The following is a 13,693-nucleotide window of genomic DNA, read 5'->3' as shown; positions in this document are numbered from 1 at the left end:
AGCAAACACACCGGCTGCCCCCTCGGCCTTGGCGGTCCAGGGCCCGGGGCCCCGCGGACGGGCCGCCGGACGCCTCAGGCCCCCCAAGCAGGCAACAGGTTCTGCCACCATGGTCCGCGGAACCGTTCCTCCCCCTTCTGCTGCCGGGCGTCGCCGTGCGCGCCGGCGGTGCGGAGCGCCCGTTCCCCGCCCCGCCTTCCGCCTCTTGCGCCTCGCGCTCCGTCCTGGGTCCTGCCTGTGTCTGTCACTGTCTCCCCGTCCTCCTCCGCGTCCTCTTCCGCCCCCACCCCCGACCGCTCTCCGTGGCGGTCGCTCCGCTACCGCAGCATGCGCTGGTGGGCCGTCGCGAACTTCGTGTCCAACGCGGGCACGTGGATGCAGCTGACGGTGCAGAACCTGCTGGTCCTCCAGATCACGGGATCGGCCGCCGCCACCGGTCTGTCCGTCTCCATCCAGATGGCACCCGGCCTGCTCCTCGGGCTGGCAGGCGGCGCGGCCGTCGATCGCTGGCCCCGCAAGTTGACCGCCGCCGTCGCTCAGGCCCTGCTCGGGGCGGTGGCGCTGGTGACGGCCGTGCTCGTCGCGCTGGGCCGCCTCGACCTCCCGGTGCTGCTGGCGCTGGCCGCGGTGACCGGCCTGATAGCCACGGTCGACGGTCCTGCGTGCGCGCTGCTCGGCAACGATCTCGTCCCCGCCCCGGACGTTCCTTCCGCCATCGGAGTGGGCTCGCTGGTCCACAGCGCCGGGCGGCTCGCGGGCGCCGCCCTCGCCGGCGTGGCCGTCGGCTTCCTGGGCACGGCGGCGGCCTACGCGGCCAACGGCTTGTCGTTCATGTTCGTGGCCTGCGTGATCCCGTTCCTCAAGGCGGCGCGCCCCTCCGTGGCAACCCGGTCGGTGCTGCCCGTTCCCGCCAAGCAGCCGGCGCCGGAAGCGGTCGCGGCGCGGGGCATGAGCGCCAGGGAAGGGCTCGCGTTCTTCATGCGGCGCCCCCGGCTGGTCGCCCTCGCCGCGCTGAACGGAGTCAGTGCGCTGTTCGGCCGCAACTATTCCCTCACCCTGGTGGTGCTGGTCACCGGACCCCTCGCCGGTGACGCGGGTTCCTTCAGCAAGGTGTCCACGGTGCTGGCCGCCGGCGGGATCGTCGGTGCGGTCCTGGGCGCCCGGCTGCGCAAGCCCGGCGTCCGCATGGTGGCCGTCCTGACCCTGGCCGGGGCGCTCCTGCAAATTCCCGCCGGACTGGCCCCCTCCCTCCTGGTGCTGCTGGTCCTCGTCCTGCCCATGGCGGTGGCGGAATCGGTCGGGGACACCGCACAGTCCACGGTCCTCCAGACCGACCCGCCCGCCGAGATGAGGGGCCGGGTGCTCGGTGCCTGGTCCAGCATCCGCACCGTGTGGGGCCTGGCGGCGCCGCCGATGCTGGGACTGTTCATGGAGCTGGCCGGCGTCCGGGTCACGCTGATCGTGGGCGGGCTGGCCATCGCCACGTTCGTGACCACGGGTTATCTGCTGAGGGGCCGCAGGCCCCGCAGCGGGGCGCTCATCCCCGTGCCCGATGCGGTCGTGCCCGCCCGTGCCCGGCTGAGCACCGCGGCCTGATCACGACGCGCACGACGCGCACGAGGCCCCGGCGCGGCCGGCACCTCGTGCGCGTGCCGTCCAGGCCCGCTCACAGGGCGGGCCGGGCCCCCGAGGCGGCCCGGGCCGCGCGATCGGCAAGACCGGTCGTGGAACGGCCGTCGAGATAGGGCAGGACGACGGCCTGACCGCCCCAGGCGCGCAGCGCCTGCGCCTCCGGAAGATCGTCGGCCGAGTAGTCGCCGCCCTTGACCCACACGTCCGGCCGCAGGAGGCCCAGCAGTGTCTCGGGCGTGTCCTCCTCGAAGGCCACGACGGCGTCGACACTGCCGAGCGCCGCCAGCACCCGTACCCGGTCCTCCAACGGGTTCAGGGGGCGCCCCGGCCCCTTGAGCCGCCGAAGCGAGGCGTCCGAGTTCACACAGACGATCAGGCAGTCACCGATCCGCCGCGCGCTGTCCAGCAGGCCGACGTGCCCGGCGTGCAGCAGGTCGAAGCAGCCGCCCGTGGCGACCACCGTGCCGCCGCGAGCCCGTACGCCGGCGGCCAGCGCGAAAGCGTCGTCGCCCGCAGGGCGGACGAGGCCGGGTTCGACGGCCGTTCGCCACAGGGCGGGGTCGCAGGTCCCACCGGCCGCTACGAAGGCCGCGGCAGCGGCCACCGCCAGCTGTACCGCCTCCTCCGGGAGGCCCCCGTCCGCGAGTGCGCAGGCCGCCGCGGCGGCGAAGCAGTCGCCCGCTCCGCACGGATCGCCCACGGCCCGGTAGGGGGACGATACGAGCATCGGCGCCGTGGACAGGGGCCGGGTCAGCAAGGCCCCGCGTTCGCCGAGGGTGACGGCCACCGCAGCGGCGCCCCAGCGCTCCGCCAGCTCCGCGCCGCGCCGGGCGTGCGCCGCCAAGGAGCTTCCGTCATCGGGGCACAGCACGGTCGCCTCCGCCGCGTTCGGTGTCACCAGACGTGCTCCGGGCACCGGAGGTCCGCCCCGCGGGTGCGGGTCCCACACCAGAGGAACGCGGCGCGCGATGCCGGTCAGCAGGGGCCGCAGTGCCTCTGCCGTGCCCCTGCCGTAGTCCGCGACCAGGACGGCGTGCGCACTGGCCAGTGCCCGGCCCACGGCAGCGCTGACGGGGCCGACCTCGCCGCCGCCGCGGTCGATCCGGACGAGGGGGCGGCCGTCGGCCAGTACCCGTGTCTTGACCGGCAGGGAGCCTTCCAGAGGAATCTCCACCAGCCGGACACGGCCGCTCAGCGCCTCCCGCACGCGGTTGCTGGCACTGTCCTCGCCCAGTGCCGTGACCAGAACGACTTCGCGGCCCGAACGGGCGGCCAGCACGGCGGCCAATCCGGCGCCTCCGGGCCGTGAGAGGTCGTCCGTGACGTCGACGACGGGCGCCGGGGCGTCCGGAGCGAGACGCGACGCGACGCCTCGGACGTCGCGGTCCAGCAGGACGTCGCCGACCACGACCAGCGGTTCGCGGCCGCTCATCGCGTGCTCCGGACGCGGGCGACGGCGCGCCGGGGCTCCGAACCCACAGCGAAGGTACCGGAGGCGGCGAGGGCGGTGTCGAATGACTCGCACAGTAGGTGCACGGCCACCAGGTGGGCCTCCTGCACGGTCGCCGTGGAGGCCGCGTCGATACACAGCGCCTGGTCGGCGGCTTCCGCCAGCGGATTGGGAGAGGCTCCGGTCAGGGCCCAGACCTCCATGCCCGCCGCACGGGCCGTCATCGCGGCCGCCAGCAGGTTTTCGCTGCGCCCCGACGTCGACAGCAGCACCAGGACGTCACCGTCCCGGCCGTGCGCAGCAACCTGCCGGGCGAAGACCTGCTCGAATCCGTAGTCGTTGCCGATCGCGGTGACGCTGGACGTCTCGGCGTGCAGGGCGATCGCCGAGTAGGCCGGCCGCTCCTCGCGGTAGCGGCCGACCAACTCCGCCGTCAGGTGCTGTGCCTGCGCCGCACTGCCGCCGTTGCCGGCCGCGAGGAGGCGGCCTCCGGCGGGGAGCACCGCGGCGAGCCGGTGACCCCAGTGGGCGAGCTGGTCCAGACCGTGGACGCGCAGACGTCTCAGCGCGTCCTCGAGCGACTGGCAGTGCTGTTGGGCTCCGGTGGTTGCGGGAGATCGGCTCATGGCGTCGGTGCGGCCGCTCGGGAGAGCGGGCCGCACCCCACCTCCTTCGGGCGATCGGTACTGCGCGGGGGCCGGCCCGGTCTTGGCCGGCGGAGGCATCGGACGGAAGCCGTACGGACGACGGGCAGCGCGGGGTCATGGCGTCCCGGCGGCCACGAGCCGCCCGGCGAGCACCGAACGGTAGGACCGTTCCGTCGCGGCGGCCACCTGGGACCAGCCGTACCGGTTCAGGACGCGCCGCCGGCCGGCGGCCCCGTACGCACGGCGTACGGTGTCGTCGGCCAGCAGCTCGGACGTGGCCGCCGCGAGGGCGCGTACGTCTCCGGGCGGTACGAGCCGCCCGGTCTCCCGGTCGGCGACGGTGTCCTGCTGGCCGCCGACGGCGCTCGCCACGACGGGCCGACCGCAGGCCATGGCCTCCAGGGGCACGATGCCGAACGGCTCGTAGTCCGCGGGGCACAGCACGACGTCGGCGCTGCGCAGCAGGGCCGGCACGCCTTCGCAGGGCACCGCGCCGACGAAGCGCACGCGGTCAAGGACGCCTGCTCCCCGGGCGACGGCGCGCAGCCGCCGCACCTCGGGGTCGGCGTCGAGGCGGTCGGGGGCGGGGCCGCCGGCGATCAGGAGTTCCGCGTCCGGCAGGTGGGCGAGAGCGGCGATGGACAGGGCCGCGCCCTTGCGGGGGACGAGCCGGCCCAGTTGGAGCAGCCGGTGGCGGTGGGCGGTCCCGCGCTCGGCGACCGGTCCGTCGGGCCGGAACCGTTCGGTGTCCACGCCGCACGGAACGACGTCGGCCTTGTTCTCGGGGAGGCCCATCCGGGCGAGTTCGGTGACCTCGTCGCGGCAGGTGGCCACGACTCGGTCGCAGCCGAATCCGACCTCGCGCTCGCAGCCGATGCGTGAGGGCGGACTGGTGTCGGCGGCACCCTGGTGGCGCCGCTTGACGGTTCCCAGCGCGTGGTAGGTGTGCAGCATCGGCAGGCCGAGCTCCCGCGCCGCCGCCAGCGAGGCGAGCCCGGACATCCAGAAGTGCGAGTGGACCAGGTCGGGCGGACCGGTCTCCCGCCAATGGAGCATCAAGTAGTACGCGAACTCCCGCATGTGCGGCAGCAGTTCATCCTTGGGCAACTGTTCGGCAGGCCCGGCCGGCACGTGGTGGACCGTCACACCCGGGCGCAATCGGCTCATGGCCGGAAGGTCCCGGGAATCCCGTCGCGTGTACACCGTGACGGTGTGACCTCGGTCGGCCAGCGCCCCGGCCAGGCAGGCCACGTGCACGTTCTGGCCGCCTGCGTCGACACCGCCGAGTGTCGCCAGTGGGCTGGCGTGCTCGGAGACCAGGGCCAGCGACAGGGGCCGGAGCCGGTGGGGCGACCGAACCGGACGGGCGGTGGGGGGCGTCATGACCGTACCTCCGTCATCAGGCGCTCCCAATCGGCGAGGAAGCGTTTGAGGCCATAGCGTTCGAGCGCGGCCTGCCGGGCGCGCGCGCCGTCCTCGGCAGCGGCCTGGGGTTCGTTGAGATAGCGGACGACTGCCCGGGCCAGCACCTCGGGCCGGGTGGACAGCACCCCGGTGCCGGGCAGGACGGCCTCCACGGCCTCCGTGGCGGCCAGTGCCACGACGGGCATGCCCAGGTGCATGGCCTCCAGGAGCGACAGTCCCAGTGAGGTCCAGCGCACGGGATGCAGGTACAGGCGGCGCTCCGCCATCGCCGCGTGGAGGTGGCGCTGGGGGAGCTCATAGGCGCGGCACCGTTGTGCGGAAAGCCCCAGGTGCTCGGCGAGGCCCTGGGTGCCCATGCCGAAGACGTCCAGCGGCGCCGCCCGGGCCAGCTCGGGCAGGAGGTCCGTTCCGGTGTGACGCCCCCGCCTGATCGGTTCGTTCGTCACCACGGCCGCGCGGGGGAGCACACCGGTGTAGAGGTGCCCGGGGTCGACGATGCCGTGTTCGATGACCTCGGTGCGGGTGGCACCGTTGTCCCAGAAGAGCCGGTTGAAGTGGGTGACGTGGACGAGCGTCAGGTCCCCGTGGTCGGCGCAGGGGTGACGGGTGCGCGGTACGTCGCCGTCCGGTGCGTTGTGCTCCAGATAGACGGCGGGAACGTCGCGCCCGGGGCGGCGGCCCAGCCAGCGCTCGGCCAGCTCCATCTCGTGGGGCCGCTGCAGCACGACGAGGTCCACCGGAGCGTCGGCCAGTTCGGCCGGCGTGACCTCCCGCACCGAGTCGGGCCAGCTGAAGGTGCGGGCGCGGCCCAGCCCGTCGGGTCCACGGTCCGGGGTGACCGGTACGAGGTAGGTGTGCGGCCCCTGGACGAAGGCGGTCGTCCAGGAACCGTGCACGTGCCACAGCAGGATGTTCATACGGTCACTCCTCCGTCGGTCTCGCTCGGCTCGGGCGGTCGCGGTCTGCGGCCGCCCGGCGGGCCGTCCGTGAGGAGTCCGGCGACGGCCGCCAGTACCTCGTCGTCATCCACCGAGTCCAGACAGGGGTGTCCCGCAACGGGGCACACCCTCGCCCTGCTGCCCGCACACGAAGCCCGCTGGTCGCCGAGGAGCACGTGCGGCACCCGGTACGGCCGCCACCGGTCGGCCGGAACCACGGGTGCGAACAGGCACACCACGGGCGTGCCCACGGCGGCGGCCAGATGGGTCGGACCCGTGTTGCCCGCCACCACGACCTGCGCGGCGGCCAGGACACCGGCCAGTTCGTGCAGGTCGCCCGTGACGCCGCCCAGGTCAAGTCCGTGGCGGCCGGCCACCTCGGCGGTCAGCCCCTTCTCGGCAGGGCTGCCCGTGACCACCACCCGGTGGCCCGCCTCGTGGAGGGCGGCCGCGGCGCGGGCAGCCCTGGCGGCGCTCCAGGCACGGGCGGACACCGCGGCTCCGGGATGCAGCACCACGTACGGTTCGGGACCCGTCAACCGCGTCGTGTCGGGTGGGACGCACACGCGCAGTGCGCCGTCGTCGCCGTCGGGCAGCGCGAAACCGAAGTCGCGCACCAGGTCGAGGGCCGCGTCCGCCTCGTGCCGTTCCGGCAGCCGGCGGTGGCGCAGCGCGAGCAGGGATCCCGGGTACTCCTCGCAATCGGCCGCGACCCGCTCCACTCCCGCGAGCGCGAGCAGCAGGGCCGCCGGCAGCGGGCTCTGGTGATGGGACACGAGGATCACGCCACGGTCGAAGCGGCCGGCTGCCAGGGCGTCGACCAGCAGGCCGCACTCCTCGCGCGAGGTGCGGCGCGGCTCCAGCCCCACCCAGGGGGCCTCGTACACCAGCACCTGGTCCACACCGGGCAACAGCCGCGCCGCGGCAATTCCCTGCGGCCCGCAGAGCAGCGTGGTGTGGGACGAGCCGGCCGCCACCGCACGCACGGCAGGACCGGCCAGCAGCACGTCCCCGGCGCTGTCGAGGCGTACGACGAGACTGCGCGGGGCGTTCATCCGGCACCGCCGCCACCGTCGGTACCGCTGCCACCGCCGCCACCGCGCGGCCGCCCCCGCAGTGGTCCCGGCGCCGGCACGACGTCCGTGCCGCCACGGCCGGCTACGGAGCCGGCGGGGTACGAGACCAGCCGGACGGCGGCGAGCAGATCGCGGGCCGCCTCGCGGGCTTCCGCGACCTCTTCGAGGCGGGTCGTCGGCGTCGGCACCAGCACCCCGCGTGCCCCCGCGGCGGAGGCGGCCCGCACGTCGGCGCCGATGTCCCCGATGACCACCGTGCGTTCGGTGGCCACGCCCAGCCGCTCACACGCGGCGAGGATCAGGCCCGGTGCGGGCTTGCGGCAGCCACAGCCGTCCGCAGGGCCGTGGGGGCACACGGCCCACACGTCGAACGGCCCGAACAGTTCGTCCACGCGCCGGCGTACCGCAACCACCTGCTCCTGCGTCAGGAGCCCGCGGGCGACGCCCGACTGGTTGCTCACGACACCGACCGGAACCCCGAGCTCGCGCAGCGCGGTCACGGCGGCCCGCGCCGTGGGCATGGGGGAGACCCGGGCGGGGTCGCCGTTGTACGGGACGTCGACGACGAGCGTGCCGTCACGGTCGAAGAGGACCGCTTCCGGAAGCCGGCCGGCCTTCCCCGGCCGTCGCCGGGTTCGGACTGCACCGGGGGCTCCCCACAGCCAGGGGGCGGCCCCGGCCGGGGCGCCACCGACGGAGGTCTCTCCGACGGGCCGGTGCCTCACGACCGGACCTGCTCGCGGGGAGCCTCCTGCGGAGCCGCCGAGCGGCTCCCGGGCGGCGCCGCCGGATCCGCTCGGCGGATCCGGCGGTGCACGGCCGTCCCGCGCAGCCAGTGCCAGACCGCCACGGCTGGGATGACCGTGCTCGTGACCGCCATGGTGACGACCTCGGACCGGGTGCGCGGGCCCGGTGCGATCCGGGCAGCGGCGAACTCGGCGGTCCCCGCCGCCCAGCCGGCCGCGCACAACGCGGCGGCGCCCCTCCTGCCGGCCAGCGCACAGCCCACGGCCGCGGCGGCGGCGGCAGTCACGGCGAAATGGCGCGGCAGCCGCCCGCGAGGGGCGCCCGCCCGGCCCCACCAGTCGGGCCCGTGCAGCCGGCCCATCAGTACGTCGTCGGCGTTGCCGGCCTGGAGCCGAACCGAGACCCAGCGATCGGCGGGCCGGACCGGATGCGTGGTGCGGCGGGTTCCGGGGGCCAGGACCCAGCCGCCTTCGAGCAGGCGCAGGGCCAGCTCGGCATCCTCGCGGAAGGCGCGCCGGAAGCGCTCGTCGAAGCCGCCGGCGGCGTCCAGCGCCTCCCTGCGGAAGGCCATGTCCGCAGTGATCCAGCGGGCGGTGGCCAGGCCCGCGGTGTTGCGCTCCCAGTCCGTGGGACGGCGGCCGGGCGGAAGGGGGACCTCGATGCGGGCCGTGACGGCCGCCGTGTCGCGGGAAGCGGACAGCAGATCACGCGCCAGGTCCTCGCCCCAGCCCTGTCCCGGCACCACGTCGTCGTCGAGGAACACGATCCAGGGCACCGGACCCGCCGCCGGCATCCCCGTGTTGCGGGCGGCCGCGGGCCCCCGGGCCCGGCCGGCCACGACGGTGGTGATCGGGCGGAGCGCCGGGGGAACGTCCAGGGCGGGCGGAGTTCCGTCGGGTCCGGGACGGTCGTGTACGAGAACGATCCGCACGGGCCCGCGCCCTGCGGCCGCGGCGTCCGCCACGGCGTCCAGGCAGGCCCTGAGGCTGGGCCGGCCGAGGGTGGGCACGACGATCGCGTACGGCGGCGGCAGCGCCGAAGCCTGGGGCATCGCGGTCAACCTTCCTCAGCGGAACGGAAGATGCCGTCCCGGCGGACGGCGTACGGCCCGATGGCCAGCAGGTCCACCGGCGACGAGCCGAAGCACTCCAGGGCGTCCCGGGGATCGTCGACCATCGGCCGGCCGGCGGTGTTCAGGCTGGTGTTGACGACGACCGGCAGTCCGGTGCGCCGTTCGAACTCGGTGAGCATCCGTGCCACCAGAGGCTCGCTCTCGCGGTCCACGGTCTGGATGCGGGCCGTGCCGTCGACGTGGACCACCGCGGGGATGCGCTCGCGCCAATCGGAGGCCACGTCGTGCACGAACAGCATGTACGGGCTGGGCAGCGGCCCGTCGAAGATCTCGGCCGCCCGTTCGGCGAGCACCATCGGGGCCACGGGACGGAACTGTTCACGGCCCTTGACGTCGTTGAGACGCTCCAGGTTCCCCGCGTGTCCGGGATGCGCCAGCAGCGAGCGGTGTCCCAGGGCCCGCGGCCCGAACTCCGAACGGCCCTGGAACCAGGCCACGATGGCATTGTCGGCGAGCGCCTGCGCAACGGTGGACGCGATGTCCGGGGGCCGCTCGAAGGGGACTCCTGCCGTCTTGAGCCAGGCGCCGAGCTCCGCGTCCGACCAGTCGCGGCCCAGGTCCGCGCCGGCCATGGGCTCGGGGGCGTCCCCCGCTCCGGCGGCGAGGAGCAGCGCTGAACCCAGCGCCGTTCCCGCGTCTCCGGCGGCCGGCTGGACCCACACGCGGGAGAACGGACCCTCGCGTGCGATGCGGGAGTTGGCCACGCAGTTCAGTGCGACGCCCCCGGCGAGGGTGAGCACGTCGTCGTGGGTGCGTCCGTGGAGCCAGCGGACCAGGTCCAGCAGCGTCTCTTCCAAGACGGCCTGGGCACTCGCGGCGAGATCGGCGTGAGCCCCGGTCCAGGGCTCGTCCGCGCCGCGGGGCGTACAGAACTCGGTCCAGGGGACGCCGGTGGCGTGGAACCCGCCGTCGCCCGTCGGGTACACGCAGCGGCGCAGCTCGGCCAGCATCCGCGGGCTTCCGTGGGAGGCGAGTGCCATCACCTTGAACTCGTCGGACGACCTCAAGAAGCCCAAATGATCGGTCAGTTCCTCGTAAACGAGTCCGAGCGAGTGCGGAAGGTCCTGCGCGTACAGGGGCTCCAGCCTGTCGCCCGTCCGGCGTGCCGCCAGGTGCGAAGCGCGTTCACCGCGTCCGTCGAGGACCAGGACGGAACTGCGGTCCGCGCCGTCGGCCGCGAAGGCGCCGGACGCGGCATGGGCCATGTGGTGCGGAACGAAGCGCACGAGGCCGGGGTCGAGGCCGGGCAGTGCGGTCGCCAGGAACCCCGGGGCCTCGCGCGCGTACCTCTGGCGCAGGTGGTCCCACGGGTCGTCCAGACCCATGGCGTCGGCCGGCCGCGCCAGATCCGGGTCGTAGGAGTACGCCACGGCATCGAGGTCCTGGGGCCGCAGGCCGGCCCGCTTCAGGCACCAGGCCGCGGCCTGTTCCGGGAGTTCCCAGGCGGAGAAGGGGACCGGCCGCTTGCCGTGCTTTCGACGGGAGAACCGCTCCTCCTCGGCGGCGGCGACCGTACGGCCGTCGACGACGAGTGCCGCGGAAGGGTCGTGGAAGAGCGCGTTGATTCCGAGAATGCGCATCGCGAAAAGGACCTTTCGGCTGAGGGAGCCGGGTGGGGCCGAGCGTGGGCACGGCCGCCGGTGAAGCACGAGTGAGCCGAAGGGGTCAGTCGTCGCCTTCCGCGCGGAACCAGGCGATCGTGCGGCCCAGCCCGTCCTCGGCCGCCACCCGCGGCTCCCACTGGAGCTTGTCCCGCGCCAGCGTGATGTCCGGGCAGCGCACGGTGGGGTCGTCGGTGGGCCGCTCGATGAAGGTGATCTCCGAGGAGGAACCGGTCAGTTCGATGATCCGGCGTGCGAGCTCCAGCATGGTGAGCTCGTCGGGGTTGCCGAGGTTCACGGGCCCCCGCATCCCGTGGTCGGCCGCCGCGAGGATACCGGCGACGGTGTCCTCGACGTAGCACAGCGAACGGGTCTGCAGACCGTCGCCGGTGACGGTCAGTGGGGTACCCGCGAGCGCCTGGCGGATGAACGTGGGTACGGCGCGACCGTCATAGCCCCGCATGCGCGGACCGTAGGTGTTGAACAGCCGCACGATGCACGCGTCCGTGCCCAGGGCCGAGGCGTGAGCGGTGCTCAGCGCCTCCCCGAAGCGCTTGGCCTCGTCGTAGACGCTACGAGGGCCGACGGGGTTGACGTGCCCCCAGTACCGCTCGTTCTGGGGGTGCTCCTCCGGATCACCGTAGACCTCGGACGTGGAGGCGAGGACGAAGCGGGCCCCGCTGCGGTGCGCGAGTTCCAGGGCGTTGCGCGTGCCGAGGCTTCCGGCCTCCAACGTGTGGAGCGGCAGCCTGAGGTAGTCGGCGGGGGATGCGGGGGAGGCCAGGTGCAGAACGAGGTCCGGGTCCCTTCTTACGGTGCAATCGGGTGAGGGCGCGGCGGGGCGGCAGCCGCTGCCGTCATCACCGGCACGCCCCTGTTCGCGAGGCCTGTTGCAGCGCGTCGAGGCACGCCGGCACACCGGCTGCGCACCGTGGACCGCCCCGGCGTCCGGCCCGGCGGGCTGTATCAGGCGAGGACGACGCAGGCGGCGGCCGGGACATCCAGCTTGCCTGCCGGGTGCAGGCGTCCGCTCTCGGGATCGGTGTCGAACCAGGTGACGTCACCGGACCACTCGTTGCACACGTACAGATGACGCCCCGACGGGTCGGCCGCCAGATGTCGCGGCCATTGACCGCCGCAGTCCACGACATCCGTGATCCGTGGCTTCTCGGGGCCGTCCGCCAGCGACAGGGTGGTGATGAGGTTGCTGCCCCGGACCGCAGCCCAGACGAAGCGGCCGTTCCCCGAGACGAGGGCGACCGACGGATACTCCCTGGTGTCCGACGTGGCCTCGGCCGAGCCCAGCGGGACCTCACCGGTCGGGTGCAGGCGCCCGGAGCCCGCGTCCCATCGGCACACGGTCAGCTGCGGCTCCAGCTCGTGGATCACGTACGCCACGTCCCCGCAGGGGTGGAAGGCCACCTCACGGGGACCGCTCCCGGTACGCAGCGGTGTCTCGGCATGTACACGGAGGGGCCCGCCGGCCGGATCGGGCACGCACACGCGCACCGAGTCGGTGCCGAGGTCCACGCCGAGCACCCAGCGGCCGCTAGGATCGGGCGCCACGTGGTGGGCGTGCGGGCCGGTCTGCCGTTCAGGATCGGGCCCGCGGCCGCGGTGGGTGAGGACCGCGGCGGGGCCCTGCGGCCGGCCGTCGCCCGCGATCCGGAGAGCGCTCACGCTGCCGGACGTGTAATTGGCGGTCAGCAGCCGGTCTTCGACGACGCTCAGGTGCGTGGGACCGAGGCCCTCGACGGGGACGGGCCGTCCGAGCGCAGCGAGACCGTCGGCGGTGATCCGGTACGCCGCCGCGAGGCCGTGATCGGTGCCCCCGGCGGTGTAGAGCACCTGCCGGTCGAGGGACAGGGCCAGGCACGAGGCGTCCGGGAAGTCATCCACGACGTTCAGTACGGTGAGCGCCCCGGTGACGGGGTCCACGGTCGCCGTCGTGATCCCGCGGCCGCCACCGGAGGCGAACGAACCGATGTGAGCGCGCTGTCCGGCGCCCTGGTACCTGCTTCCCGCGCCGCCCACCGGGTGGTCCTTTCGCCGTGTCCGCCGCTACCGGGTGAAGCTAACAGCCGGCTGCCGCGAACCCGCGTCGACCGGGCCGCCGCGAGCCGGCAGCCTCAGCCACCAGGCGGCACGGCGAGTGCGGACCGGACGGCGTGTCGGGTGGAGCACCAGTCCGGGAGGGGCGTTGCGTCGGATCGCGCCGAGTGGCCGCCCCTCACGGCCGGCGCCACCGGTCGTGGTCCATGTGCGAGCCGGCCATGGGCCCCATCCGCAGCATGCCCCCGTCCACCGTCCAGGAGGCGCCGGTGACGTACGAAGCCGAGGGGCCGGCCAGGAAGGCGATGACGGCGGCGACCTCGTGGGCGTCGCCCGGCCGGCCGGCGGGAATGCCCGGCCGGGGTTCCGTACGCACGTCCTCGTCTTCCTGGCCGGTCATGGGGGTGGCGATCTCGCCCGGAGCCACGGCGTTCACGGTGATGCCGTGTTCGGCGAGTTCGAGTGCCATGACCTGGGTGAGGAGGCCCAGTCCGCCCTTGGCGGCGCAGTACGGGCCGGCGCCGACGCGCGGCTGGTGTTCGTGGACGGAGGTGACGTTGACGATCCGGCCGCCGGTGCCCTGGCGGATCATGTGCCGGGCCGCCCGTTGACCGCACAACAGGGGGCCCACGAGGTCGATGTCCAGAACCTGGCGAACGGTGGTCAGGTCCAGGTCCAGGAAAGGCGTGGCGGTTCCGGTGCCGGCGTTGTTCACGAGCACGTCGATGCGCCCGAGACCGTCGGCGAGCCGGTCGATGACGTCGGCGGCGGCGGGCAGGTCCGTGAGGTCGAGCCGGGCGAGTACGGCGCGTCGGCCGCGGGCCCGCACCTCCTCGGCCGTGCGCTCGGCCCCCGCCTCGTCCTGGTGCCAGGTGATGCCGACGTCCAGTCCTGCCGTGGCCAGTCGCACGGCTACGGCGCGGCCGATGCCGGAGTCGGAACCGGTGACCACCGCCGCGGTGGGGGAGAAGTCCAGGGGGCTGATCATGGTCG

11 protein-coding genes and 1 pseudogene are annotated in these 13,693 nt (G+C 74.2%); 1 reads left to right on the top strand and 11 read right to left on the bottom strand.

Features of this window, described 5'->3' with window-relative positions:
• Window positions 1-327 precede the first annotated feature (327 nt).
• Window positions 328-1,596 (top strand): MFS transporter, encoded by a 1,269-nt coding sequence (locus IF09_RS0112085; protein WP_030294784.1) that lies wholly within the window; start codon window positions 328-330, stop codon window positions 1,594-1,596.
• Between the two features lie 70 nt (window positions 1,597-1,666).
• Here IF09_RS0112085 and rfaE2 read toward each other — a convergent pair whose 3' ends face one another.
• From rfaE2 to IF09_RS0112030, 11 genes and pseudogenes are all read right to left on the bottom strand, one after another.
• Window positions 1,667-3,064, bottom strand: a complete 1,398-nt coding sequence (gene rfaE2 / locus IF09_RS0112080; protein ID WP_030294782.1) for a D-glycero-beta-D-manno-heptose 1-phosphate adenylyltransferase — start codon at window positions 3,062-3,064, stop codon at window positions 1,667-1,669.
• The gene (locus IF09_RS0112075) at window positions 3,061-3,708 is read right to left on the bottom strand and encodes a D-sedoheptulose-7-phosphate isomerase (protein WP_030294780.1); all 648 of its coding nucleotides are present in this window, start codon (window positions 3,706-3,708) and stop codon (window positions 3,061-3,063) included. The genes rfaE2 and IF09_RS0112075 overlap by 4 nt, the downstream gene beginning before the upstream one ends.
• A gap of 135 nt (window positions 3,709-3,843) precedes the next feature.
• The gene (locus IF09_RS0112070; RefSeq protein ID WP_051832358.1) at window positions 3,844-5,112 is read right to left on the bottom strand and encodes a glycosyltransferase; all 1,269 of its coding nucleotides are present in this window, start codon (window positions 5,110-5,112) and stop codon (window positions 3,844-3,846) included.
• The gene (locus IF09_RS0112065) at window positions 5,109-6,071 is read right to left on the bottom strand and encodes a glycosyltransferase (protein ID WP_030294776.1); all 963 of its coding nucleotides are present in this window, start codon (window positions 6,069-6,071) and stop codon (window positions 5,109-5,111) included. Before IF09_RS0112065 ends, IF09_RS0112070 begins: the two co-directional genes overlap by 4 nt.
• Complete coding sequence (locus IF09_RS0112060; RefSeq protein ID WP_037634655.1) at window positions 6,068-7,147, bottom strand: glycosyltransferase family 9 protein; 1,080 nt, start codon at window positions 7,145-7,147, stop codon at window positions 6,068-6,070. Before IF09_RS0112060 ends, IF09_RS0112065 begins: the two co-directional genes overlap by 4 nt.
• On the bottom strand, window positions 7,144-7,893 hold the full coding sequence (locus IF09_RS0112055) for a D-glycero-alpha-D-manno-heptose-1,7-bisphosphate 7-phosphatase (RefSeq protein WP_051832357.1): 750 nt from the start codon (window positions 7,891-7,893) through the stop codon (window positions 7,144-7,146). The genes IF09_RS0112060 and IF09_RS0112055 overlap by 4 nt, the downstream gene beginning before the upstream one ends.
• Complete coding sequence (locus IF09_RS0112050; RefSeq protein WP_030294771.1) at window positions 7,890-8,966, bottom strand: glycosyltransferase family 2 protein; 1,077 nt, start codon at window positions 8,964-8,966, stop codon at window positions 7,890-7,892. The genes IF09_RS0112055 and IF09_RS0112050 overlap by 4 nt, the downstream gene beginning before the upstream one ends.
• Window positions 8,967-8,971: 5 nt before the next feature.
• A complete protein-coding gene (locus IF09_RS0112045) occupies window positions 8,972-10,627 on the bottom strand; it encodes a carbamoyltransferase (protein WP_030294770.1) in 1,656 nt (551 codons plus the stop codon).
• A gap of 85 nt (window positions 10,628-10,712) precedes the next feature.
• A pseudogene (locus IF09_RS0112040) lies at window positions 10,713-11,462 on the bottom strand (NAD-dependent epimerase/dehydratase family protein); the annotation flags it as partial.
• Between the two features lie 152 nt (window positions 11,463-11,614).
• Entirely contained in the window at window positions 11,615-12,682 is a 1,068-nt protein-coding gene (locus IF09_RS0112035; protein WP_030294767.1) for a lactonase family protein, read from the bottom strand.
• 196 nt (window positions 12,683-12,878) lie between these two features.
• Entirely contained in the window at window positions 12,879-13,688 is an 810-nt protein-coding gene (locus IF09_RS0112030; protein ID WP_051832355.1) for an SDR family oxidoreductase, read from the bottom strand.
• Window positions 13,689-13,693: the final 5 nt, after the last annotated feature.

The organism is Streptomyces katrae (assembly GCF_000717655.1).
In the GTDB taxonomy this organism is placed as follows: domain Bacteria; phylum Actinomycetota; class Actinomycetes; order Streptomycetales; family Streptomycetaceae; genus Streptomyces; species Streptomyces katrae_B.
Note: the sequence above shows the minus strand (reverse complement) of the source record. Positions and strands in the feature narration are given on the sequence as shown.